Origin of the sequence: Arthrobacter sp. USHLN218 (genome assembly GCF_037144715.1) — a bacterium.
Lineage (GTDB): Bacteria > Actinomycetota > Actinomycetes > Actinomycetales > Micrococcaceae > Crystallibacter.
The window spans coordinates 83,527-107,794 of the sequence record NZ_JBBCYT010000006.1; the positions used below are offsets into that span (position 1 = coordinate 83,527).

The window sequence follows — 24,268 nt, forward strand, 5'->3', positions numbered from 1 at the left end:
TGGGTTATGCCTCCTGGCGGGCAGCGGGGCTCTGGGACGCGGGCTTCTGGCCGGGGAAGACGTCGTTGACCTCGTCTTCGCTCCAGCCCTGGCGCGAGATGCGCTGCAGTTCGTCAGTCACCGGTTTGCGGGTTGCCTGGAAGAGGGCCAGTGCCTCCTTGACGGAGCCGGCCTGGGCAAGGGCGTCGGCGAGGGCGCCTGCATCCTCGATGGCCGAGTTCGCGCCCTGGCCCTGGTGGTGCAGCATCGAGTGGGCCGCATCGCCCACGATGACGACGGAGTCCGTGTGCCAGTTGTCGACCGGGTCGATGTCCCAGACCGAGCGGATGGTAACTGCCTTCAGGTCAAGGCCGCGGGTGATCTCCACAATCCGATCGTCGAAGCCGCCGACGGTTGCGACCATGTCCTCCGAAGAGATGGCGGGAGCCCAGGCGCTGTCCGGGTTCAGCGCGGTGATATCGAAGGACAGCTGGTTACGGTGGCGCAGCGGCAGCAGGTAGACCTTCGTGCCCCTGCCGATGTACATCCGGAGGTTGTCATCGCCGACCATGCCCTGCGCGTCGTCCATGGAGATGACCGCGCGGTAGGCATGCTCGCCCGAGAACACGGGTTCCTTCCCGCTGAACAGCTGCTTGCGCACGGTGGACCTGATGCCGTCGGCACCAACCACAAGATCCGCCTCGACAGTCTTGCCGTTGGCGAAGGTCAGGACGGAGCGGTCGCCCTTGTCCTCGATCTTCTCCAGCTTGTGGTCGAGCTGCACCATGCCCTCGGGGAGCACACCGGTCAACGCCGCGATGAAGTCCCCGCGGTGGATCAGGTAGGTCTGCTTCTCCGCGCCCGCCTCCGGCCAGGTGTCCTTCATGATCGGCTCACCGGTGGCGGTAAGGATCTCGAAGAAGTCGCTCGGCGAGCTCACCTTCGCGATGGCGTCGAAAATCCCCCACTGGCGGAACCGGGCCATGGTCGCCGGACGCAGGCCGATGCCCGCCCCGACCTCGCCCAGCGCGGGTGCCTGCTCGTACACCGTGACGTCCGCACCCAGGAGGCTCAGGGCCTTGGCAGCTGCGGCGCCGCCGTAGCCTGCGCCGACGATCGCGATCTTCAGGTTCTCGATTTCAAAAGCCTTCATTGTTCATTCTCTTTTCTTGCCCCGGGCCGTGCCCGGAAAACGTCGGTGTGTGGTGGCTCGTCGGCGGTCAGTTGCGGATCGACAGGAAATCGGCGGCGTTCTCGACAAAGATCTTGTTGATCGTCGCCTCGTCCACGCCGTTGGCTCGCAGGTCCGGGATGAGCACTTCGAAGATGTAGTTCACGGTGTGGCCCTTGACGCCGGGCCAGCCCAGCGGGCTGCAGTTCGCGTCGGCCGAGGCGAGCACCTTGTCGGCATGGCCGCCCTGGACGAAGCGGAGGAAGTGGTCCATGCGGTCCTTCCGGGGGCGGGCCCAGAACGGCGGGTCCGGTAGTTCGGTCTCGTAGCCGAAGGTGTCGAAGCCCAGCCGGCCGCCCCGCTCGATGATCCAGGTGTCCGGGGTGCTCTCGGCGTTCACGCCGTCGTCCACGTGCCCGAAGAGCACCCGGTCCAGCGGGAGTCCTTCTTCATTGAAAATGTCGATGGCCGGCCGTGCATCGATGGCCAGGTGGGTCAGGATCGGCACCCCGGTGGCGACAGCGGCGCGGGCAGCGGCGCGGTAGATGCGCTTGTCCAGTTCCGTCATGCGCCCGCCGCGGCTCACGCCGACCTTGATGACGCCCGCCTTGCTGCCGGTATCGCCGATGCCGACGGTGATCTCGTGGATGAAGTGGCGTGCCAGGTAGTCGACGGATGCCCGGGCGAAGTGCGGCAGGGCCGTGTCTCCGCCGACGAAGCCGGTGCAGGCCACGATGTGCACGCCGGTCTTGCGGGAGAGCGACTTGTAGTAGTCGATGTCGCGGCCGTTGCAGATGCCGGTGGCGTCGACGAACGTGCCGCCGCCGTTCTCATGGAACTTCCGCAGCTTCGGCACGGTCTCCTCGTACCGTTCCTCCGGTGTCTTCCACCATTTGGTATCCAGTTCGGAGCCCGGCATGCCGTAGCCAATGTGCTCATGGATGGCAACGAGGCCGAGTTCCTCCGCTGAGATCGGCCCCAGCACTGTGTTGATTCTCGACAAGAGATTCACCTCAAAAAAGTTTGAAAAGGATGTGTGGGCGTGGCTGGTCTCAGCGCAGGGTCAGCAGGTCGCGGGGGTTGTCCACGAGGATCCGCCGCGCACCCTCGTCGGAGAGCCCCTGCGACTGCGCGAACGGGACAAACTTCGAGACGACATAGCTGAACGGCAGGTCGTAGTCCGGCTGGCCCTTGGCAACGCCGATCGCGTTGCTCGAGAGCAGGATGCGGTTTACATGACCGGCCTTGACCAGGTCGAGCACCAGTAAGGCGCGCTCACGGTCGGTGAGGTATGCGTCGTCGTCGTCCAGTCCCACATGGTCCAGCGCCACGAAGGCGCCCCGCTGCGCGACCTCGAGCGGCGCGCCGGCGGCGGCGGCGTCCCTGCGGTCCAGTCCGCCGACGACGATCCGGTGGGCGGGCAACTGCTCGTCCAGGACCACGCCGAGGTCTCCGAGCGCGTCCTTGCCGTAGCGGATGGAAACCGGGACACCCGTGTTCAACGCGGTCCGGGCCGCCCCGCGGAAGAGGCTCTCGTCCGTGGCGGTCATGCCCTCCGCGGTCGCGGTACTGGCCACGAGGCCGGCAGCGCCGCGGCGCTCGACGCGCGGAACCACCATGCCCTCGGTGACCTCCTTGGTGAAGAGGTCGGCGAACTTTTCGGCGGGCCACGGCGTCGGCGGGTTGGTCTGCGGCGTCAGGAAGTAGCCGCCGAGCATCTCCTCCGGACCCATACCCGTGGAAGCGACAATGTGCACTCCGGTCGAGCGCGAGAGTGCTTCGTACAGGTTCACATCGCGGCCGTGGAACATGCCGGTGCTGTCCACGATGGTCCCGCCGCCATGGCTGCGGAAGTCGCGCAGCTTGCCGGCCAGGATCTCGAAGATTTCCGCGCGATCCATGGTGATGTCGTAGGCATGCTCCGCGCCGGGGACCACCGAGAGCAGAGCCTCGTGGACCGCGACTACACCAAGCTCATCGGCGGAAACGGGGCCTAGGACCGTATTGACGGTGGGAGTGGAATTTGTTGTATCCGTCATTGGCACAACCTTTCGTCTGCGTGGCGTACACGGCGCCACGCGCTGGAAGGATCATGCACCGCGACCTCTGGATTGATTCCTCGCCGAACTCGGTGCAGGCAGTGGTAATCGAGCAAGGTGAAACTCCACGGAGCTTCCCGATGAGCCGCGGCCCACTGCCCTATGTGACCCCGATTACCTGTCCACTAGGTTTACACGGTGTCGTGCGAAAGTCAAGGGTAGCCCGGTGGCGCTTATCGGGTCGCGAATCGGCTTGCGAAGGGTCGGCACAGGGGCCGGAGCTCAGGGGCTGGTGGTGAACCGGTATTTGAAATCCTCGGCCCGGTGAACCGCAGAACGCCACCCGGCAGGCCGGCCTCCGGTCGTGAAGAAAATAGTCTCGATGACCAGCAACGGGCTCCCCTCGCCCACGCCGAAAGTCGCCGCGCGGTCGGCCGAAGCCGCCGTCGCCCAAGCTTCGTGCTCGGCGCGGTCGAGGGTAATGCCGAACCGCCGCTCCAGCAGCTTGAAGGCCGAGCCTTCGTCTTCCAGTTCCTCGGCCGTGGGGGTGAAGTCTTCGGGTGCGCGCATATAGACGCTGGCCTCGAGCAGCGGTTCGTCCTCAACCGAGATCAAGCGGGTGAAATGCAGCAGCATCTCCCCCTCCTCGAGCCCCAGGCGGTCTCCGATTACGGCGGGCGCTTCCACCCGTTCAATGCCGGAAACCCTCGATGCCGGATGCAGCCCGCTCTCAGAGAGGTATTCATACAAGGCACCGGGCTGCACATCGGCGGGCCGCCGAACTCGGATGCCTGTAACCGGGAACGTCCCCTTACCCTGTTTCCGGTAGACGTACCCTTCGCTGGCGAGTTCCTGTAACGCCTGCCGGATAGGCGCACGGCTGACCGCGAAACGATTGAGGAGCTGTACCTCGGTCATCGGTTTTCGGGGATCCGCAGTCCCGTCGGCAACTTCCCTGCGCAGAATCTCTTTGATCTGGCGATACAGAGGTACGCCCGACGAGGGGTCGAGCTCGCCATATGCCATGAGTCTTCCGTCCTCCATGTCGGTCCACCGGGATCTGCTCTGCAGGCAGTTAACCATGGAACCGGGCGCGCCCAGGACAACAAAAAACCGGCCATCCCATCGGGATGGCCGGTTTTTTCATCGCACTTCGGGACCAATAGATCTTCCCTTGGTGCGCGAGGGGGGATTTGAACCCCCACGCCCTTTCGGACACTGGCACCTGAAGCCAGCGCGTCTGCCGTTCCGCCACTCGCGCAGAATTCTTACCGAAGAGTTTCCGTAAGAACAGCGAGATCAATACTAGGCGAAACCGGCCGGAATTCCCAAATCGGGCCGGCGGGTCGGGAATCAGCCCTCTGCCGGGACCAGTCGCCGTAGGCTGGCCCTGGGCAGTCCACGGGTGCCTGCGCGCCTAAACCCGCAGGTCGAAGGACTGTGCTGCGGCCCGAGCACCGTCACCCGCCTGCCGGGCCCACGGTGGCGCAGGCCGGCCCGCCCACCATGCCCCGCCTCCCGTCCGGCCCCTGAACCACCATGTGACCTTGCGCACAGCAGGGCACTTTTTCCGGACCGCGGCTCGTTGCCGGTTAAGGCCATTTGGAGGAGTCGCAAGTAGTATCGGATTTGGAGCACGTTTCAGCGGCGTGCCCCGCGGCCCATGCCGCGCCGGATCGACGACGGAGAGGAGGCAACTCTAGTGGGCTTACTGGACAACGTGGAACGTGGCATCGAAAAGATGGTCCGCGGTGCCTTCTCCGTGGGTGGCAAGAACCAGGTCCAGCCGGTGGAAATCGCCAGCCGGCTGCGCCGGGAACTGGACAACCACTCGATCACGCTGGCCCAAGGACGCACCCTCGCTCCCAACGTGTTCGACATCAGGCTCAGCGGATCCGACTATTCGATTGCGCAGCAGTGGGGCGCCACCTTGGCAGAAGAGCTCTGCGACGTGGTGATCAATCACGTCAACAGCCAGAAGTACACGCTGCAAGGGCCGGTCCGCGTCTCGTTCAATGAAGATGAAAGCCTCAAGTCCGGGGACTTCGAGATCGACTCGTCCGTGGAGAAGTCCGGCTCGGCTCCGCAGCAACAGCAACGTCCGGCGGGTCCGCCGGCACCAGCCCGCCAGCCGACCCGGCTCCAGCCGGTACTGGAAATCAACGGCCAGCGCTATTCCCTCAACGCCCCTTCGGTTGTGCTGGGACGGTCCTCGGAGGCAGACATCCTGATTGACGACACCGGCGTCTCGCGCCGCCACCTGGAAATCCGCACCTCAGGCGGCTCGGCCGTGGCCGTTGACCTCGGCTCCACGAACGGCAGCTTCGTCAACGGCCAGCGCATAGGACAGCCCGAGGAACTCTCCGACGGGACAGTTATCACCATGGGCCGCACCCGGATCACTTTCCGGCTGCTGCCGGCGGGGAGCGGCGGACACTGATGCTCAGCGACCTTGCCGTCACCGCCCTGCGTTTTGGATTCCTGATCCTGCTGTGGATCCTGATTATCAGCATCGTTTCAGCGCTTCGCCGCGACCTGATGATCGGCCAGAAGGTCAAGACCGGGCAGCCCAGCGCGCGTGAGGTGCGCAAGAATCCCGAGCTCGCCGCCCAGCAGCCGAGCCCGCCGAAAGTCCAGGCCCATCGTTTGTCCGTGATCGAGGGGCCGCTGGCCGGCAGCGAACTGCCGCTGGCTGCCAGCCCCATCTTGTTGGGCCGCGCACAAGAAGCCACGCTGGTCCTCGAGGACGACTATGCCTCGGGCCGGCACGCGCGGTTGTTCCCGCAAGGCAGCCGCTGGTTCATCGAAGATCTTGGTTCCACCAATGGAACCTTCCTGGGGGATACACAGCTCACTCGTGCACTGCCTGTGGAACCCGGTGTACCTATCCGGATCGGCAAGACGGTCATTGAATTGAGGCCGTAGCCATGGCACTGATTCTGCGCTATGCGGCGCGGTCGGATGTCGGCAAGTCCCGCTCCAAGAATGATGATTCGGCCTACGCCGGCCATCATCTCGCCGTGGTCGCCGACGGCATGGGCGGCCACGCCGGCGGCGACGTCGCCTCGGCCTCCACGGTCCTCGACCTGATCCATCTTGACCGCACGGACCACGAGGACCCCGCCAACGTCCTGGCGGACGAGATCCAGACCGCCAACTCGATCCTTTCCGAACTTGTGCGCACCAGCCCCAAGCTCGCCGGCATGGGCACCACCGTCACCGCCCTCCTGCTGCATGATGACAAGCTCGAGTTCGCCCACATCGGCGACTCCCGTGCCTACCGGCTCAAAAACAACGTGTTCGAACAGGTCAGTGTGGACCACACGTTCGTCCAGCGGCTGATCGACGAAGGCCGGCTCCGGCCTGAGGAAGCGGACGTGCACCCCCACCGCAACGTCCTCATGCGCGTCCTCGGCGACGTCGACGCCAGTCCCGAACTGGACCTGGCGTCCCATCCGGCCGAGGCCGGCGAACGGTGGCTCCTCTCCTCCGACGGTTTGGACACGGTCGTACCGGACCATGTCATCGAAGACGCGATGCGCTACTCGGACTCCCTGCAGGATGCAGTCGACCGCCTGGTGCAGCTGACCCTCGACGGGGGCGCGCCGGACAACGTCACCGTCGTGATGGTCGAGGTAGCGGAAGCGACCAAGGAAGAACTTGCCCAGGCGGAGGCCCTGGCCGCCGCCGCGAATCCGGCGGAGTCGGTCCACGGCGGTGCGGCCACCCCTCCGCCTGCAGCAAAGGTTCCCGAGGGCAATAACGACGGCGACGGCACCCCGGACGCGGCCGCTGACGATGCCGACGGCTCCACCGAAGGCCCCGCCGAGGCGGTGCGCGCGGACCTGATCCGCCTCGAACTGGCCACCAAACCGCACGTGCTGGTGGGTGCGGCCGCGCTGGCGACCCACACCGGCCAGATCCCGATCGTCACCAAGCACTCCACGGAGCGCCGGGCCGCCGCCCTGCTGACCCACAAGGCTGCTCCGAGCCAGCCGGCGGAGGGCGACGATGCCGACGAGGCCACCCCGGCGCGCCGCGGCTGGATTGTCCCCACCTTCGTGGCCGTTATGTCCCTGCTGGTGGTGGCCGTCCTGTGGTTCGGCTACCTCTGGACCCAGACCCAGTACTACGTCAGCCAGTTCGATGGCCGCGTCGCGATCTTCAACGGGGTCTCCCAAGACCTCGGGCCGATCCATCTTTCGCGCCTGGACGCTGCCTACAACATTCCCTTGCAGAGCCTGCCGCTCTACCAGCAGCAGCGCCTCGATTCCGGCATCGCGGCCCGCGACCTGGAGCATGCCGAAACCATCGTTGAGGAACTGCGCATTACCAGCAGGCGCAATTGCCCCGAACCCGTCCCGGCCGCCTCCGCCTCGCCGAACGCTTCGGCGTCCGCCAAGGCGACCCCGACGCCGAGCCCTTCCATTCCGCCCGAGTGCATAGGTGGAACCAATGAGTGAACTGCAGACCGCCCCTAAGTCCCGCCGCAACACGGAGCTCCTGCTCCTGCTGCTTGCCCTCGTTGTCGGCGTGGGTGCGAACATGCTGGTGGGCCTCGACCAGAACCGCGCCTTCGATAAGGACTTCTTCGCCCAGAGCATCACGCTGGCCGCGGTGGCGCTGGCCGTGCATGTCGTTTTGCGGCTCCGGGCAAAGTATGCCGATCCAGTAATACTTCCAATCGTGATCGCCCTCAACGGCATCGGACTGGCCATGATCCATCGCCTGGACATCGCCACCGGAGATGCCGCCGCGGCCCGCCAGCTGATGTGGACGGGGCTCGCGATCGCCGCCATGATCGCCCTGATCTGGCTGCTCCGGGACCACCGCGTGCTGCGCCGGTTTACCTACATCTCGCTGATTATCAGCGCCGTCCTGCTGATGCTGCCGCTGCTTCCCGGCGTCGGCGTGGAGCTTAACGGCGCCCGGATCTGGGTCAATCTGGGGTTCGCGACCTTCCAGCCGGGTGAGATCGCAAAGATCACTTTGGCTATATTCTTCGCCGGGTATCTATCCACCAACAGGGATCTGATCCTGCTGGCGGGCAAGAAGGTGGGGCCGTTGCAGTTGCCGCGCTGGCGCGACCTCGGCCCTATGGTCGTGGCCTGGCTGGTCAGCATTGGCGTGCTGATCTTCCAGCGCGACCTTGGCTCTTCGATCCTGTTCTTCGGCCTCTTCATGGTCATGATTTACGTGGCCACCAGCCGCATCAGCTGGATCCTCATCGGCCTGGTGATGATCATCTTCGGCGGTTTCGTGGCGTTCAAGCTCTTCCCGCATGTCACGGCCCGCATCGACGGCTGGCTCAATGCCTTCGATCCAGAGGTCTACAACCGGATCGGCGGCAGCCACCAGATCGTCCAAGGCCTCTTCGGGCTGGCCAGCGGCGGGCTTACCGGCACAGGCCTTGGCCAGGGGCGGCCGGACATCGTCACCTTCGCGAACAGCGATATGATCATTGCCGCGCTCGGGGAGGAGCTGGGGCTCGTCGGCCTGTCGGCGATTGTGCTCCTCTACGTCCTCCTGGTGACGCGCGGGGTCCGTGCGGCCCTGGGGACCCGGGATTCGTTCGGCAAGCTGCTGGCGACCGGCCTGTCCTTCACGCTGGCGCTGCAGTGCTTCGTGGTGATCGGCGGCGTGACGCGCCTGATCCCGCTGACCGGGCTCACCACTCCGTTCCTGGCGGCCGGCGGTTCCTCGCTGCTCGCCAACTGGCTGATCATCGGGCTTCTGCTCTTGATCTCCGACGCGGCCCGCAGGCCGGCCGTCCCCGCATCCTCCGGCACCAGCCATGCCCCGCGTCCCGTCTCCGGGGTGCGCGGCCGCAGCTGGACAGGCCGGGGGCGCACTGATGGAAACCGAACTAACAACACCAGGGAGGTGAAGCAACCATGAACCAGGCCATCCGCAACACGTGGATCATTGCCATAGCGATGTTCGCCCTGCTGTTCGGTTCGCTCACCGTCGTCCAGTTCTTCGAGGCGGACAATCTGAACGCCAACGACTGGAACAGCCGGACCCTGTACAAGGATTTCGACAAGAACCGCGGGGCCATCCTGGTCGCCGGCAATCCGATCGCCGAATCGGTTCCGTCGTCCGACGATGAGTTTGAGTTCCAGCGCCGCTACAACGAACCGGAACTCTACGGTCCCCTCACAGGCTTCTACTCGCTCGTCTACGGCGCCACCCAGATGGAATCGGCGATGAACGAAGAACTGTCCGGCAGCAGCAACGATTTCTTCTACGACCGCATCCTGCAGCTCTTCTCGGGCTCGCAGGTGGCCGGTGCCTCGGTCGAGCTCACCATCGACCCCGAGCTGCAGAAGCTCGCCTACGACCTCCTCCCCGACGGAGTGAAGGGCTCGATCGTCGTGATGGAGCCGAAGACCGGCAACATCCTGGCGATGGTGTCGAAGCCCAGCTTCGATCCGAACCAACTGGCTGGCCACAATACGGACGACGTCGCCGCCAACATGGCAAAGCTCGAGGAAGTCCCCGGGCTGTCCCCGTTTACCAACCCCGCAACCGAGAGCCTGCTGGCCCCGGGATCGGTCTTCAAGCTGGTCGATACCGCCGCGGCGCTCGAATCCGGCAAGTATGACGAGAACAGCAAGCTGGACAATCCCGCCGAACTGCCGCTGCCGGGCACCAACACCAGCCTGCCCAACTTCGTCAACGGCGGATGCAGTGCGCAGACCACCGCGGACTTCTCGTTCGCCTTGGAGCAGTCCTGCAACACACCGTTCGCGCAGATCGCCATGGACCTGGGCGAGGATGCGATCGCCGACCAGGCCGCGAAGTTCGGCTTTGGCGAGTCCTTCAATATTCCGACCAACGTCACCGCCAGCCAGTTCCCGACAGGCATGAGCGACGACCTGCTGGCCCAGGCCGCCATCGGCCAGTACGACGTCCGTGTGACGCCGTTGCAGGTCGCCATGATGACCAGTGCGATCGCCAACGACGGCGTGCTCATGAAGCCCAACCTCGTCCGTACCGTCAGGGCGCCGGATCTGCGCGTCCTCGACAGCCCGAAGCCCGAGGAGCTGCAGCGCTCCCTGTCAGCCGAGAATGCCCAGCTGATCCAGCAGTGGATGGTCAACGCCGTCGACCGCGGCATTGCGAACCGCGCCGCCATCCCGGGCGTGAAGGTCGCAGGCAAGACCGGAACGGCCGAGCTGCTGGCCGGCAGCGAAGGCAACAACTCCTGGTTCACCGGGTTCGCGCCGGCGGATGACCCGCAGGCCGTGGTGAGCGTCGTCATCGAAGACGTCGATCTGGCCACCGGGTCCCAACTGACAAGTCCAAGCGCTCGGCAACTCCTGGAGGCGGTGTTGAATAAGTGAGGCCTACATCAGGTATCACGTTAGGCGGCAGATACCAGCTCACTGAACGTATCGCTATCGGCGGTATGGGTGAGGTCTGGAAGGCACAGGACCAGGTCCTGGGACGCCTTGTCGCCATCAAGATCCTCAAGGAGGAATACACGGGGGATCCGGGATTCCTGAACCGCTTCCGCGCCGAGGCCCGGCACACTGCGCTGCTCAACCATGTGGGCATCGCCAACGTCTTCGACTACGGCGAGGAGGAGGGCTCGGCCTACCTGGTCATGGAACTGGTGCCGGGTCCGCCGCTGTCAACGATTATCGAGCGCGAAAAGGTGCTCTCGCCGGACCGGACGCTCTCCATCATTTCGCAGACCGCCCGTGCCCTCGCCGTCGCGCACGCGCAGGGCCTTGTGCACCGGGACGTCAAACCCGGAAACCTGCTGATCACCCCGGACCGCCGGGTGAAGGTCACTGACTTCGGCATCGCCCGCCTCGCAGACCAGGTGCCGCTGACCGCCACGGGCCAGGTCATGGGCACCGCGCAGTACCTGGCACCGGAACAGGCCACCGGCCAGACCGCCACCGGCCAGAGCGATATCTACTCGCTCGGCGTCATCGGCTACGAATGCCTTGCCGGGGCGCGCCCGTTCTCCGGCGAGTCGCAGATCGCCATCGCGCTGGCGCAGGTCAACGACACACCGCCGCCGCTGCCCGAAAGCCTCCCGCGGCCGGTTCGCGCCCTGCTCATGTCCATGCTGGCCAAGGATCCGGCGGACCGCCCCGCCAACGCCGAGAAGCTGGCCGAGGCCGCCGACGCCATCCGCGCGGGCAACATCCGCGCCGCCGAGGCCGCAGTACCCGGCATGCTGCTCTTCGACGGTCCCGACGCATCCACCAGCGCGATGACCGCCCCGGTGCCCACCGCCGGCACCTCGCCCACCCGCGTCGTCGACTCCGGCACGTCGCAGTTCCCCGCCGTCGGCGCGGCGGCCGCGGCCGGCGCTGCCGCAGGTGCTGCAGGCGCGGCGGGGGCTGCGGGAGCGGCCGGCGCCGCGGAACGCCCATTGGGCGCGGAACGCGCCTGGCGCGAGTCGGACCTCGACGACGACGGCGAACAGGCCCCGCCGGCGGCCCCCAAGCCCAAGCGCCGAAGCCCCTGGACGTGGCCGTTCGTGGCACTCATCCTGCTGGTGCTCTTCGCGCTGCTCGGGGCCTGGCTGGTGCCCATGCTGACCGCCGACGGCGAATCGACCGAGTCCGCCCCCGCGACAAGGACCACCACGGCCTCCCGCTCGGCCTCACCGACCACCACGAGCGCCGAGCCGACGCAGGAAACGCAGACGCCCACCCAGCCCCAGACGCCGGAAACCATCCAGCTGGTCGCGGCGGCCTACCAGGGCCGCCCGTTCGACCAAGTACGGAGCGAGCTGTCCGGGATGGGCTTCGCCGTGCGCGGACAGCCGGTGGAGAACTCCGCGGCCGAGGGCACGGTGCTGGACATCGATCCCGCCGGCGCCGTGCAGCCCGGCGCCACCATCACCGTCACCTATTCGCAGGGTCCGGGGACCATCCAGGTTCCCGGCGGCCTGACCGGACAGGATGAGCAGCAGGTCCGCGAGGCCCTGATCGGCCTCGGGCTGGTTCCGCAGAAGGCCGGCGAGGAGGCCAGCGACCAGCCGGCCGGAACCGTCCTGAGCGTAGACCCGGCCGAAGGCTCCGACGTCTCCGAGGGCGCCACGGTCAGCTACGTCGTATCGAGCGGCCCGTCCGAAGAACCCACTCCGTCGGAGACGCCCACGGAATCGACAACCCAACCCACGCCGGAAGGCTAGTAGCCGCAGGATTGCGCTGAACGGAACATGGAAGGTAAGTATTCGGTGGAATCGCCACAGATCCTCAACGGACGTTACGAAGTAGGTGAACTCATTGGCCGCGGTGGCATGGCCGATGTGCACCTCGGCCGTGACATCCGCCTTGGACGTACCGTGGCGATCAAGGAACTCCGCGCCGACCTGGCCCGCGACCCGGTCTTCCAGTCGCGCTTCCGCCGGGAGGCCCAGGCCGTCGCCGGGCTGAACCACCCGGCGATTGTCGCCGTCTACGACACGGGCGAGCAGGAACTGCCCGGAGGCTCGTCGCTCGACGTCAAGGTCCCCTTCATCGTCATGGAGTACGTCAGCGGCCGCACCCTCCGGGACCTGATCAAGTCCGGCGAACTGACCACCGACCAGGCCATCGGCTACGCCCTCGGCGTCCTCTCCGCCCTGCAGTACAGCCACCGCTCCGGGATCGTCCACCGCGACATCAAGCCCGCCAACGTCATGGTGACACCTGACGGGAACGTCAAGGTCATGGACTTCGGCATCGCCCGGGCGCTGGCGGATTCGGCCGCGACCATGACGCAGACCCAGGCCGTCCTCGGCACGGCGCAGTATCTGTCGCCCGAGCAGGCCCGCGGAGAGACCGTGGACGCCCGGAGCGACCTGTATTCCGCCTCCTGCCTGCTCTACGAGATGCTCGCCGGCCGGCCGCCGTTCGTCGGGGAGAGCCCCGTCTCCGTCGCCTACCAGCATGTCCGGGAGCAGCCGGACCCGCCGAGCCGGTACAACCCGAAAGTCAGCGCAGCCCTGGATTCGGTCCTGGCCCGCGGTCTGCAGAAGGACAAGGCGGACCGGTTCCAGGACGCCGCGTCATTCAGCGCGGCCCTCGAAGGCGCGAAGGAGGGCATCGCCGTCGTCAGTACCGCAGACGCGCGGACCGAAGCGATGCCGGCGCAGCCTGCACCCACCGCCGCCTTCAGCGCGGCCCCCTATCCCGTTCCCGTTCCCCAGGCGGGCGGCCGGGTGGCACCCTACACGCCGGAGGCCGCGGTCTCGCCGGAGGAAGATTACGACGACGAGGGCTTCGCCGGCACGGACGCGGGTGAGCAGCACACGGCCGCCCTGTCCCTCGGGATGCAGCCGGAGGATGACGTGGAAGAAGCCTCCCGCCGTCGTTCCCGGAGGCGTGCCTGGATCACCACGCTGCTCATTGCGATGCTGCTGCTGCTCGCCGCCGGCGCGTTCTTCCTGGTCAGCTTCCTGCAGAACGCCGAGCCGGATCCCGTCCCCGTGCCGTCGATCGCGGGTATGGAAGAGACGGACGCGGCCAATGCCATCACCCGGGCCGGACTCCGACCTATCGTGGAGGAGCAGTTCAGCGAGGACGTCGCCACCGGCGAGGTGATCGACTCGGATCCCGCTGCCGGCGCCATGGCGCTGCCGGACAGCGAGGTGCGCGTTTTGGTCTCGCAGGGCAAAGAGTTCGCGGAAATTCCGGACAACCTCAGCGGGCGTACCGAGGGCGAGGTCCGCGACATGCTGCGCCAGATCGGCGTCACACCGGGGGAGAACATTTCGGCCAACAGCGCCACCGTGCCGCGAGGTAACGTCGTGGGCACGGATCCCAGGGCCGGAGAGCGGGTCAAGACCGGCTCCACCGTGGACCTGGTGATCTCCACCGGCATGGTCACCGTGCCCGAACTCGTGGGCACGACGGAGGACGAGGCCATCAGCCTCCTCAAGGACGATCCCGCCGTGGCGCTGCCGTACCACGTAGTCCGGGTCGAGAACGAAGTGGTGCCTGCCGGCACCGTTGTCGCGCAGAGCCATCCCGCGGGCGGCGACGTAGACCAGGGCACCGAGATCACGATCAGCGTCGCGATCGAGCCGGAGAAGGAAACGTCGAAAGCGACACAGACGCCCAAGGAAACCAAGGAAAGCCCCAAGTCCAAGGAGACCAAGGACAACTCGGGCGATAACGACGAAGGCGACGGCGGAGACTAGCCGTTCCGCTGCGGCCCCGCACCCGGCCCGTGGCCGTACCGGGCCCCGCCCTTACCCGGGTAGCCGCGCCGGCAAACCGCTGCCCGGCCGCAGGGCCGCTTCAGGAGCTACTTCGTGATGAGCGGGCTTAGCTCGGCGGCCTTGGCCGCGGCGCCCTCCATGCCGAGGGACTCCAGCCAGTTGCCCAGCATCAGGTAGCCGGACTCGGTCAGCACGGACTCCGGGTGGAACTGCACGCCCCACAGCGGCGCCGAACGGTGTGCCAGGCCCATGACCACGCCGCCCTCGGTCTCCGCGGTGATCTCCAGCTCTGCGGGAATGGTATCCCGCACGGCGGCCAACGAGTGGTAGCGCGTAGCGGTGAACGGGCTTGGAACGCCGGCAAAGACGTTCTGTCCTCGGTGCAGCACCTGCGAGGTCTTGCCGTGCATCAGCTCGGGGGCGTGCGTGACGGTGCCGCCGTACGCCTCGGCCAGCGCCTGGTGGCCCAGGCAGACGCCGAGCATCGGCTTGCCCCGGCCGCCGCACCACTTGATCAGCTCGATGCAGACGCCGGCTTCGGCGGGATTGCCCGGGCCGGGGGAGATGAGGACGCCGTCGCGGGACGTGGCCAGTTCGGCGGCTTCCTCGAGGGTCACGTCGTCATTGCGGACAACGGTGGTCTCGGCTCCGAGCTGCTGCAGGTAGCCCACCAGGGTGTAGACGAAGCTGTCGTAGTTGTCGACAACCAGAATGCGCGGGGTCGTGGTCATGGTTATTCAGTGACGCCAATCGTCGAGTCGGTCAGGGGATTGAATTGCGAGAGCCAGGGGAAGGCGTACTCCATCAGCAGCACCACGGCGGCGGCCACCAGCAGCACCGCCAGGATGATCCGCACCCATAGCGGTCCGGGCAGGTGCCGGAAGATCCAGGCGTACACGGGTCAGCCTCCCTTTCCATAGAACTCGGCAACGCGCTCCGCTATTTCCTTCGGCGGCCCTTCCGAGGCCGGCTGCCAGCTGTCCATGACGGCGTAGGCGATGATCCGCTCCTCGGCGCCGAACCGCGGGTTGCAGCTGGTCATGGTCAGGAACCGCTCGGTCGGCTTGGCGTCGGGTAGCGTCGGCACCGGCGCGATCACGTCCACCTGGTCCGGCATCACAATCTGGTTGTTGCGGAACACGTAGGTGTAGAAGCCGTCCTTGGTCTGGATGTAGATCTTGTCGCCCGGTACCAGAGTGTGGATGAGGTCCAGCACCTGCCCGTGGGTCTGCCGGTGGCCCGCGACGGCGAAGTTTCCCACCTCTCCGGGCATCTGCGTCCCGGGGTAGTGCCCCAGGCCCAGCGTGTCGAGCACGTCGAGGCCGACCCCGCCGGTCAGCGGCCGGGCGTGGTTCTCACCGAACCGCGGAATGTAGATGACGCCGAAAGTCTCGCCCTCCGCCGGTTCGTCCAGCACAGGCGGGTCGGCAGGCTCAGGCGAGTCCCCGGCGTCGCTGTTTTGCGGCGCCGGTGCCGCGGGCGCCTGCTGGAACTCCTCGAACAGGCTGCTGAGAGCCTCGTCCTGCTTCTGGTTCGACTCGATGTTGGTCCACCACAGTTCCCAGGCCACGAACAGCAGTAGCACCAGCCCGGCAGTAATCAGCAGCTCGCCGAACACCTGGACGATGACTTGGAATGGACTCCGCCGCCGTCGCTCGTTTGCCTTGGCTTTGCCGTGGGCAGCCCGGTGTGTCGGCGCAGCTGCATCCTTCACGTCCGTCATGGTCCTCCACGCATCACCCGGCCGCCGCGGCCGCAGGCATACGCCCGTGGGCTGGCGCCGGCCGCCGGCAGTATTAGCTAGACTGAAACCGCAAGAAGGTGCTGGTTTTCCAAAGTCTCACTATGCAGAATACCTTGTACGGCCAGCCGCCACTGCCCGTTTTTCCCACAACGACGGCGGCCCGCCCGGCTGGGTGCCGGACCGCAAGGAGGATCAGTGCCAGAGTCGAAGCCCCGTAAGCGGACCGAGCGCAGGCCCGAGGCGGCGGCGGCACCGCAGTACAAGCCGAACCCCGTCTGGTTCAAGCCGGTGATGTTCGGCCTCATGGTGATCGGCCTGCTCTGGATCATCGTGTTCTACATCACCGAGGCCCAGTGGCCGATCGCCGCGGCGGGATCCTGGAACATCCTCATCGGGTTCGGCATCGCGATCGTGGGCTTCCTGATGACCACCCGCTGGCGTTCCTAAGACGGCGGCGGCCGTGGCGCTGACCGGGAACAAGATCTTCGTCGACGGCGTCCGGGTGCTCAGCCCCGGCAGCCTCGACGAGGCGTTCCAGGCGCGCCGCCGGCTTTCCGGCATCAGCTGGATCGGCCTGCACAGGCCCGATCCCGCCGAGCTGGAGGCCGTGGCAAAGGAATTCGGCCTTCCCGCGCTCTTTGTCGACGCCGCCCGGCTGGGCCATCCCCGGGCCCGACTGGGACATTACGAATCCACGCTGCTGGCGGTCCTGCGGCCGGCCCGCTATGTGGAAGACGGGAACCGGATCAGGTTCAGCGAACTCCACGTGTTTTTGGGACCGGACTTCATCATCACCGTCCAGCACGACGACTTCCCCAACATCGACCAGGTGTTCCAGACGCTGGAGGAGAATCCGCACCTGCTGCGGCAGGGACCGCTGGCGGCCTTCACCGGCATCCTCGACCGTGTGACGACGGATTACGAGCCGGTGCTCGCCGGGCTGCAGCAGGACATCGACCAGATCGAAGAGCAGCTGTTCCTCGGCCAGACCGATGTCTCCCGGCGCACCTACGAACTGCACCGCGAGGTGCTGGCCTTCCTGCACGCCACCGGTCCGCTGGAGGAAACCGTGGCCGCGATACATGACCAGCTGGACGGGCCGGAGTCCAACCCCGTGGTGCGGCACCGCCTGCGGCACGTCCAGGACCTGGCCTTACGCCAGAAGCGGCAGGCCCAGGCTTTCCGGTCCCTGCTGCAGAACGCGCTGAGCCTCAGCGCCACACTGGCTGCCGAGCGTATGACCGCGACCTCTGTGCGGCAGAACGAGCAGGTCAAGCGGATCTCGGCCTGGGCGGCCATCCTCTTCGTGCCCACCCTGGTCGGGACCGTCTACGGCATGAACTTCCGCTTTATGCCTGAGCTCCACTGGCTCTGGGGGTACCCGCTGGCGCTGCTGCTGATGCTCGCCATGAGCCTGGGGCTGTACGTCGCGTTCAAACGCAACAAATGGCTTTAACGGCCGGTGCCCGCCGCTCTGCGAAGAGGGGCGGGCACCGGTCCGGATCTTTGGCTTAGGCCTTCACGTCCTCGGCCGCCGCGCTCACGGCCGCGGTGACGGCGGGGGCCACCCGGGGATCAAGCGGGCTCGGAATGACGTAGTCGGCGCTCAGCTCCTCCGCGGCGATGCCCGCGATGGCGTTGGCCGCGGCCACCTTCATCCCGGACGTGATGCGTCGGGCGCCGGAATCGAGGGCGCCCCGGAAGATGCCCGGGAATGCCAGCACGTTGTTGATCTGGTTCGGGAAGTCGCTGCGCCCCGTGGCGACGACCTTGGCGTACTTCGCCGCGATCTCCGGGTGGACCTCCGGATCGGGGTTGGACAGCGCGAAGACGATCGCGTCGTCGGACATCCCCGCCAGAGCCTCCTCCGGAATGGTGCCGGCGGAAACACCGACGAAGACATCGGCGCCGTCGAGCGCCTCGACAATGCCCCCGGTCGTACCGCGCGGGTTGGTGCGGGCGGCGTACTCCGCCTTGATCGGCGTCAGGTCCTCGCGCCCGGTGTGGATAACGCCGCGGGAGTCCAGGACCGTCACGTCGGCGATCCCCGCGGCCAGCAGGATCTCGGCGACCGCAATGCCGGCAGCCCCGGCGCCCGAAATGGCGACCTTCAGCGACGGGAGCTCGCGGCCCACGAACGTGGCCGAGTTCATGAGGGCAGCGAGGACAACCACGGCCGTGCCGTGCTGGTCGTCGTGCATGACCGGCATGTCCAGCGCCTCGATCAGGCGGGCTTCGATCTCGAAGCAGCGCGGCGCGGAGATGTCTTCCAGGTTGACCGCACCGAAGCTCGAGCGCATCCGGACAACCGTCTCAACGATCTCATCCACGTCGTTGGACTCGATGACCAGGGGGATGGAGTCCAGGCCGGCGAACTGCTTGAACAGCGCGGACTTGCCCTCCATGACGGGCAGGGAGGCGCTGGCGCCGATATTGCCGAGGCCGAGGACGGCGCTGCCGTCACTGACGACGGCGACGAGCCGCGAAGCCCAGGTGTACTGGCGGGCGAGCTCGGGCTCGCTGTGGATCGCCCGGCTGACCTGGGCGACCCCCGGCGTGTAGGCGATGGACAGGTCGCGCTTCGACTCCAGCGGGGCCGTGAGTCCGACGGCGAGTTTTCCGCCTTCGTGCGCGGCGAAGATTTCTTCGCTGGTCAGTTCGATCGGAGAGGTGCTGATGGCTTCGGCAGTCACTTGAATTCCTTTTCCTCTGCTCCGGCTATCCGGAAGAGTCATCATGGTCGGGCAACGCGGCGCGTGCATACGGCTCGAAATACAGGAGGGCTGTTCCTCTACCTTGCAGGGCGCCGCGGCTGGCGGCTGTCCACAGATGCGGTACGCACAGCGTTACTTGCTCGACCGCCGCCCGGTTCCACCGGCGACCGTCTGGAGGATCCGGCTGGTCGAGCCGGACACTGGTTGTTCTACGTTACTGGATCGGCGCAGCCCGCCCCGTCACATTTCCGATTGTTATGCCAATGTTTACCAGAATGCACGTCCTCTGCGCCCGGTTTTCCTGCTCCGGTCCTGCCGCTCCGCGCCCTAGGTCCCCTCCCTCGGAGCCTGTTTGAACCAAAGATTCCAGGCCACCCGTTGAAAGCATTCAGCGCGCCGCGGGCTCATCGATTCCCGAAACATGTTCTTTGCACAGATGTGCACAGAGTTATCCACAGTGGTGCATAACTCCGGACGATGCCGGCCCCGGGATCGCCTCGTGAGGCCCCATGGACCGGCTCCTATGGGGAAACTACAGAAGTGTAAGTTTTCCACGCTGTGCATAACTCGTGTGGAAAACCCTCACCAGATGTGAAGCCGGCTGGGGAAATCCATGTCGGAAACCCCGGAATCCACCGCTTCGTCACAGCGTAAAACGGCGGCATTGCCTCCCCGTGCCGCCGGTGGATAAGGCCAGGGGAAGTGGGCCGAGAGGCGCCTCGCAGAAGCAGCCGCTCCCGCTTTCCCCAAGCCGCACCTTCCGGATGGCCGCGCTTCGTCCAGGCAAGCCAAACGCCGCCCTTCCCGCAGGGCTCCGTGGAGTATCGTCCGCCCTGGAGTATCGCAGCCCGTCCGATCCGGCAGCGGCCCGTCGAAGGTCATGCACGGTCTGGCGAAGCGCAGCGGACCCGCCGATGGCCCGGGGAAGCCCGCCTACGCCGCTAGCCGCGCGTCCGCGCTTGGCGGGGTCTCCGGTCCCCTCCACAGGCCCGCAGCCGCCTCTTCCGGGCCTGTAAACGTCGTGGACCATTCCGGAAAGGTTCCGGCCCGCGATTCCAACGGTTCGGCCGCGAACACCGGTCTCCGGCCTGTTCGGAACCGTGCTGCCCCTCCTGCAGTCTCGCCTCCCAGCTTGTTCACACTTGTGCACAGAGTTTTCCACAGGCGTGCATAACTCAGGCTGATGAGGATCGCCCACAGGTCTTAATCGCTGCAATCGCGGTTTCCACACGTGTGGAATCACATGTGTGTAAGTTATCCCCGCTGTGGACAAGCCATGTGGATAACCGTGGAAGCAGGGTACAAACGCCACCTTCGAACGCTGCCAAAGGTGGAACAATGCGCCGGCATCCGGTTAAAAAGAACGGCCGGTCTGCACACGCCCGAAGGCGTAGCGCAGACCGGCCACGGGGCCCCGACCTAACCGATCGCAGTGAAGGCGGTGACGCCCGCCAGGATGAGGAACAGAAGCACGAGGCCCCCGCTCTGAATGAGCGCCCGGTTCTTGCCTCGCGGCGCGTACGCCAGCACGAGCGCCGCCACCGCCCCGGTTACTAAACCACCCAGATGGGCCTGCCAGGCTATGCCGGAGACCACGAAGCCCAGTACCACGTTGATGCCGATCAGGATCAGCAGCGATTTAACCTCTCCGCCGCGCTGCCGCTGGACGATGAACAGCGCCCCGAAAAGGCCGAACACCGCTCCCGAGGCCCCTAGGACCGGAACATTCGGCGAGGAGAACAACAGGACGGCGACAGATCCGCCGATGGCGGAAAGCAGGTAGAGGGCCAGGAACCGGACGCGGCCCAGCAGCGGTTCGAGATGGCTGCCGAGTATCCACAGGGCATACATGTTGAAGGCGATGTGCAGGAAGAATCCCTGGGAATGCAGGAATGCGCTCGTAAGCATGCGCCACGGCTCGGCGGCGTAGACGGGGTTAGGCAGGGTGTAGAGCGGGGCGTACCAGAACCGCTCCGTGAAGCCGGGCACCGCCCACTGCAGGAGGTAGGCCCCGGCGCACATGGCAATCAGCACGATCGTCACGAGCGGCCTGCCCGGAGCGACGGCTCCGCCGTACACGGTGCGCGCCACCGGAATGCTGCGGGAGGCTTCCCGCACGCAGTCGACGCACTGGACTCCGACGGCGGCGCTGCGCTGGCACTCCGGACAGGCCGGCTGGCCGCACCGCTGGCAGCGCACGTACGAAACCCGGTCCGGGTGGCGGGGACACACGGGCACCGCCGACGTCGGTGGCTGCGGCTGCATTCCATAGGACATGGGAAGGTCTCCTGCAAAAAGTTGTCCCCGCCCGGTCATGGGAGACGGGGCGGGGACAAAGAGGCGGCTAGAGCTGCTCGACGCTGATGCTGTTGATAACCACGTCTTCGAGCGGCTTGTCGCGCATGTCCGTGGCAACGTTGTTGATCTTGTCGACGACGGCGCGGGAGGCTTCGTCCGTCACGTCGCCGAAGATGGTGTGCTTGCCCTGCAGCCAGGTCGTCGGCACGGTCGTGATGAAGAACTGGGAGCCGTTGGTACCGCGGCCGCCCTGGATGCCCGCATTCGCCATGGCCAGCTTGTACGGTTCGGTGAAGTCCAGGTCGGGGTTGATCTCGTCGTCGAACTGGTAGCCGGGACCGCCGACGCCCTGGCCGAGCGGATCGCCGCCCTGCAGCATGAAGTCCTTGATGATGCGGTGGAAAATCACGCCGTCGTACAGGGGGGCGTTGGATTCCTCACCCGTTGCCGGGTGCTTCCAGGTGATCTCGCCCGTGGCCAGTCCGACGAAGTTCTTCACGGTCTTGGGCGCGTGGTTGCCGAACAGGTTGACCACGATGTCGCCGTGGTTCGTGTGGATAGTGGCTTTGGCTGTGGGAATAGCAGTCATAGGCTCATTCTTCCACGCAAGACGCGGGAATCCTCCCCTCTCCGGCGGTTCCGCGCTCAGTGAAACTCCTGAATATTCCGTGCGGTGCATAGCACCTCCGCGGGGCACAACGTAGGCTAAGAAGGAACCGTTGCCATCTCCGGGAGGTAGTAGTGAAGAGAAACGAACGAATTACCCGTGACCTTGAAGGCACCGTGGTCGCCGGGGTGGGAAGCGCGAAAGAATGGGCCACCCCCCGAGTGGAAGCAGCCCGCAATTGGGCCGTGCCCCGCATTGAAAAGGGCATCGAGACGGCGTCTCCCCGGATCCAGGAAGGAATCCAGAAGGCCGCGCATGAGCTGTCGCTCGGCGTCGCCACCGTGACTCCGAAGATCCAGGAAGAACTGGAGAAGATCGCTCCCAAGATCTCCCAGATCGTCGACGACGCGGCTCCGCGCCTCCAGGTCACGCTGGACAAGGCCGCGCCCGCGCTGACCCACGCCAAGGACAAGGTGGTCGGCGGCTACATTCCGACCCTGTCAACCGCACTCGGGACGGCTGCGGGCAACGTTTCCCGCAGCCTGGACAAGGGCTATGGTGCCGGCAAGGTCGAAAGCGCCGTCGTCAAGCTCACGGGTTCCAAGAAAGCCGTCCGCAAGGGCCGGAAGGCGGCCGCCGCGGCTGCGAAACAGGCCGCCAAGGACCTGCGGAAACAGCAGAAGTCGGGCAAGGGCAAGGCTTGGCTGATCGTGGGCGTCATTGCTGCTGCGGTTGCCGCGGGCATCGCCGCGTGGCGCGCTGCCCGACCGGTCGAAGATCCGTGGAAGACGCCTGTGACCCCGACTCCCGCAGCTGTTCCCAGCACGTCGGGCACCTCGGGCACCTCGGCTCCGCCGGTTGGTGAAACCGCGAAGACCGTCGGCTTCACGGCACCGTCTGAAACCAGCACGTCCACGGCGGCCGGCACCGCCCGCCATGCCGCGGATGCTCAGGAAGGCGCCGCCAAGAAGTCCGCTGAGGCTGCACACGAAGCCGCTGCGTCCTCCGGTGACGCCAGCAGTGCTGCTGCCGATGCAGCCAAGACCAGCAGCGCGGCGGAAGGCGCAGCCCGCGTGGCGCGTGCCTCGGCCGATGAGGCTGCCAAGGGCAAGGAGGAGGGCAAGGACTCCTCGCTGTAGGACCTGCCGTTCGAATCGGGGCCCCTGCTTCAGTGAAGCAGGGGCCCCTCTTTGTCCCCGATAGCCGGATTGGTAGATTCGGGGCGTGGAGCCAGCCAAACCGAGCATCTCGATTGTGATCCCCGCCTTCAACGAAGAATCCGTCATCCGGCCATGCCTCTTCGCCGCGCTCTATCAATCCGTGCCCGCCGCCGAGATCATCGTCGTCGACAACAAATCAACGGACGCTACCGCCGACCTCGTCAGGCAGGTGCAGGCCGAGTACCCCGACGCTCCTCTGAAGCTGCTGCGGCAGGACGAGGAGCAGGGTCTGATCCCTACCCGGAATTTCGGGCTGGACCAAGCGAAGGGCGACGTACTGGGCCGCATAGACGCCGACTCGATCCTGGAACCGGACTGGGTCGAGCAGGTCCAGAATGCCTTTGCGGATCCGGACGTCATGGCCGCCACCGGCCCGGTGCTGTACTACGACATGCCGCTGCGGCGCTTCGGCCTGGAGGCGGACGACCAGATGCGCCGGTTCGTACTGAAGCTGGCAAAGAATCAATACCACTTCCTCTTCGGATCCAATATGGCCGTTCGCCGCGAGGCCTGGACGATAATCCGGGATGATGTCTGCCGCGATGAGGCCGACGAGATGCACGAAGACATCGACATCTCCGTCCACTTGGCCGACCATGCTCTCAAAATCCTCTATGTTCCGGAGATGGTCAGCGGAATGTCCGCGCGGAGGCTCGAGGATTCGCCGAAGGACTACCGCTACTACGTCACCCGCTTCGACCGGACCTACGCCAACCACAAAATCAGGAACCGCGTCGTGCGGGCGCCCAGGCTCATCTTCATGGGCGTGTATTACCCCGCCAAGCTCCTGCGGAGGGTCCACCAGGCCAGGACGCGCCAGATGGTGCCGCGCGGCGGCATCTGAGCCGCAGCGGCCGGAAGCGCGCGCCCCCGGGCCCGCGGTACCTGCAGACAGGAACCAGGATTAGTCCGGATAGCAAAAGATCCCGGTCCGCGTGGACCGGGATCTTTTCTCGGTGGAGGCAAGGGGACTCGAACCCCTAACCCCCTGCTTGCAAAGCAGGTGCGCTACCAATTGCGCCATGCCCCCGAGGGGATTTCCGCCGGCGGTGCCTGCGGAAGGTTGAGCTAGTCGACCTTGTCGGTCGCCTTGCTCCAAGCGGACTTCTCCGCTTCGGATTCCTGCCACTTCTTGTAGGCGAGGGCACCCGCGACCGCCGCTGCCAATACCAGCAACTTCTTCACAGTGTCCTCCCGTGGGATCGGAAACAGGATTTCCGTGGGCGTACCAGGACTTGAACCTGGGACCTCTTCGTTATCAGCGAAGCGCTCTAACCGCCTGAGCTATACGCCCTCTTGCCTCTCGGGCCGAGATAAGACTCT

22 protein-coding genes and 3 tRNA genes are annotated in these 24,268 nt (G+C 66.1%); 11 read left to right on the top strand and 14 right to left on the bottom strand.

The features are described 5' to 3' along the window. Positions 1-4: 4 nt before the first annotated feature. The 5 genes from WFH44_RS14535 to WFH44_RS14555 form a co-directional block, all read right to left on the bottom strand. The gene (locus WFH44_RS14535) at positions 5-1,132 is read right to left on the bottom strand and encodes an FAD-dependent oxidoreductase (protein WP_336714635.1); all 1,128 of its coding nucleotides are present in this window, start codon (positions 1,130-1,132) and stop codon (positions 5-7) included. Between the two features lie 67 nt (positions 1,133-1,199). After that, the gene (locus WFH44_RS14540; protein WP_442892916.1) at positions 1,200-2,153 is read right to left on the bottom strand and encodes a phosphotriesterase family protein; all 954 of its coding nucleotides are present in this window, start codon (positions 2,151-2,153) and stop codon (positions 1,200-1,202) included. A 49-nt stretch (positions 2,154-2,202) separates the two neighbouring features. Next, complete coding sequence (locus WFH44_RS14545) at positions 2,203-3,189, bottom strand: phosphotriesterase (protein ID WP_336714637.1); 987 nt, start codon at positions 3,187-3,189, stop codon at positions 2,203-2,205. Positions 3,190-3,471: 282 nt separating this feature from the next. Further along, positions 3,472-4,215, bottom strand: coding sequence for a GntR family transcriptional regulator (locus WFH44_RS14550; protein ID WP_336714638.1), 744 nt, complete (start codon positions 4,213-4,215; stop codon positions 3,472-3,474). Positions 4,216-4,364: 149 nt separating this feature from the next. After that, positions 4,365-4,450, bottom strand: a tRNA-Leu gene (locus WFH44_RS14555). A 441-nt stretch (positions 4,451-4,891) separates the two neighbouring features. Here WFH44_RS14555 and WFH44_RS14560 point away from each other — a divergent pair. Genes WFH44_RS14560 through pknB form a run of 7 tightly spaced genes read left to right on the top strand, consistent with a single transcriptional unit; the run spans position 4,892 to position 14,341 of the window. Then, complete coding sequence (locus WFH44_RS14560; protein WP_264794826.1) at positions 4,892-5,629, top strand: FhaA domain-containing protein; 738 nt, start codon at positions 4,892-4,894, stop codon at positions 5,627-5,629. Next, positions 5,629-6,114, top strand: coding sequence for an FHA domain-containing protein FhaB/FipA (locus WFH44_RS14565; protein WP_264794825.1), 486 nt, complete (start codon positions 5,629-5,631; stop codon positions 6,112-6,114). Before WFH44_RS14560 ends, WFH44_RS14565 begins: the two co-directional genes overlap by 1 nt. A 2-nt stretch (positions 6,115-6,116) precedes the next feature. Continuing rightward, entirely contained in the window at positions 6,117-7,652 is a 1,536-nt protein-coding gene (locus tag WFH44_RS14570; RefSeq protein WP_336714639.1) for a PP2C family protein-serine/threonine phosphatase, read from the top strand. Then, entirely contained in the window at positions 7,645-9,087 is a 1,443-nt protein-coding gene (locus tag WFH44_RS14575) for an FtsW/RodA/SpoVE family cell cycle protein (RefSeq protein ID WP_336714640.1), read from the top strand. The genes WFH44_RS14570 and WFH44_RS14575 overlap by 8 nt, the downstream gene beginning before the upstream one ends. Beyond that, positions 9,084-10,535: a peptidoglycan D,D-transpeptidase FtsI family protein gene (locus tag WFH44_RS14580; protein WP_336714641.1), complete on the top strand. Its 1,452-nt coding sequence runs from the start codon at positions 9,084-9,086 to the stop codon at positions 10,533-10,535. The genes WFH44_RS14575 and WFH44_RS14580 overlap by 4 nt, the downstream gene beginning before the upstream one ends. Continuing rightward, entirely contained in the window at positions 10,532-12,349 is a 1,818-nt protein-coding gene (locus WFH44_RS14585) for a protein kinase domain-containing protein (protein ID WP_336714642.1), read from the top strand. The genes WFH44_RS14580 and WFH44_RS14585 overlap by 4 nt, the downstream gene beginning before the upstream one ends. Before the next feature lie 27 nt (positions 12,350-12,376). Further along, positions 12,377-14,341, top strand: coding sequence for a Stk1 family PASTA domain-containing Ser/Thr kinase (gene pknB, locus WFH44_RS14590; protein WP_442892917.1), 1,965 nt, complete (start codon positions 12,377-12,379; stop codon positions 14,339-14,341). A 107-nt stretch (positions 14,342-14,448) separates the two neighbouring features. Here the strand turns inward: pknB and WFH44_RS14595 are convergent, their stop codons facing one another. The 3 genes from WFH44_RS14595 to WFH44_RS14605 are packed head-to-tail and all read right to left on the bottom strand — an operon-like array spanning position 14,449 to position 16,085. Beyond that, entirely contained in the window at positions 14,449-15,093 is a 645-nt protein-coding gene (locus tag WFH44_RS14595; RefSeq protein ID WP_336714644.1) for an aminodeoxychorismate/anthranilate synthase component II, read from the bottom strand. Positions 15,094-15,095: 2 nt separating this feature from the next. Then, the gene (locus tag WFH44_RS14600) at positions 15,096-15,260 is read right to left on the bottom strand and encodes a hypothetical protein (protein ID WP_336714645.1); all 165 of its coding nucleotides are present in this window, start codon (positions 15,258-15,260) and stop codon (positions 15,096-15,098) included. Positions 15,261-15,263: 3 nt separating this feature from the next. Continuing rightward, on the bottom strand, positions 15,264-16,085 hold the full coding sequence (locus WFH44_RS14605) for a class E sortase (protein WP_336714646.1): 822 nt from the start codon (positions 16,083-16,085) through the stop codon (positions 15,264-15,266). Positions 16,086-16,301: 216 nt separating this feature from the next. Between WFH44_RS14605 and WFH44_RS14610 the strand changes: the two genes are divergently transcribed. Together WFH44_RS14610 and WFH44_RS14615 are read left to right on the top strand one after the other, a co-directional pair. After that, the gene (locus tag WFH44_RS14610) at positions 16,302-16,553 is read left to right on the top strand and encodes a cell division protein CrgA (protein ID WP_264794816.1); all 252 of its coding nucleotides are present in this window, start codon (positions 16,302-16,304) and stop codon (positions 16,551-16,553) included. 13 nt (positions 16,554-16,566) lie between these two features. Next, complete coding sequence (locus tag WFH44_RS14615) at positions 16,567-17,562, top strand: magnesium and cobalt transport protein CorA (protein ID WP_336714647.1); 996 nt, start codon at positions 16,567-16,569, stop codon at positions 17,560-17,562. Positions 17,563-17,617: 55 nt separating this feature from the next. On the opposite strand, the gene WFH44_RS14620 is transcribed toward WFH44_RS14615, so the two are convergent. From WFH44_RS14620 to WFH44_RS14630, 3 genes are all read right to left on the bottom strand, one after another. After that, complete coding sequence (locus WFH44_RS14620) at positions 17,618-18,799, bottom strand: NAD(P)-dependent malic enzyme (protein WP_336714648.1); 1,182 nt, start codon at positions 18,797-18,799, stop codon at positions 17,618-17,620. Between the two features lie 1,440 nt (positions 18,800-20,239). Beyond that, positions 20,240-21,097 (bottom strand): rhomboid family intramembrane serine protease, encoded by an 858-nt coding sequence (locus WFH44_RS14625; protein WP_336714649.1) that lies wholly within the window; start codon positions 21,095-21,097, stop codon positions 20,240-20,242. A gap of 67 nt (positions 21,098-21,164) precedes the next feature. Further along, the gene (locus WFH44_RS14630) at positions 21,165-21,707 is read right to left on the bottom strand and encodes a peptidylprolyl isomerase (protein ID WP_336714650.1); all 543 of its coding nucleotides are present in this window, start codon (positions 21,705-21,707) and stop codon (positions 21,165-21,167) included. Between the two features lie 263 nt (positions 21,708-21,970). Here WFH44_RS14630 and WFH44_RS14635 point away from each other — a divergent pair, with 263 nt between their 5' ends. Then, entirely contained in the window at positions 21,971-22,864 is an 894-nt protein-coding gene (locus tag WFH44_RS14635; protein ID WP_336714651.1) for a hypothetical protein, read from the top strand. 85 nt (positions 22,865-22,949) lie between these two features. After that, positions 22,950-23,789, top strand: a complete 840-nt coding sequence (locus WFH44_RS14640) for a glycosyltransferase (protein WP_336714652.1) — start codon at positions 22,950-22,952, stop codon at positions 23,787-23,789. Between the two features lie 113 nt (positions 23,790-23,902). Here WFH44_RS14640 and WFH44_RS14645 read toward each other — a convergent pair. The 3 genes from WFH44_RS14645 to WFH44_RS14655 all read right to left on the bottom strand — a co-directional run bounded on the left by WFH44_RS14645 (position 23,903) and on the right by WFH44_RS14655 (position 24,239). Beyond that, positions 23,903-23,975: transfer RNA gene (locus WFH44_RS14645), tRNA-Ala, on the bottom strand. A gap of 38 nt (positions 23,976-24,013) precedes the next feature. Further along, on the bottom strand, positions 24,014-24,130 hold the full coding sequence (locus WFH44_RS14650) for a DLW-39 family protein (RefSeq protein WP_005268244.1): 117 nt from the start codon (positions 24,128-24,130) through the stop codon (positions 24,014-24,016). A 35-nt stretch (positions 24,131-24,165) separates the two neighbouring features. Beyond that, a tRNA-Ile gene (locus WFH44_RS14655) sits at positions 24,166-24,239 on the bottom strand. Positions 24,240-24,268: the final 29 nt, after the last annotated feature.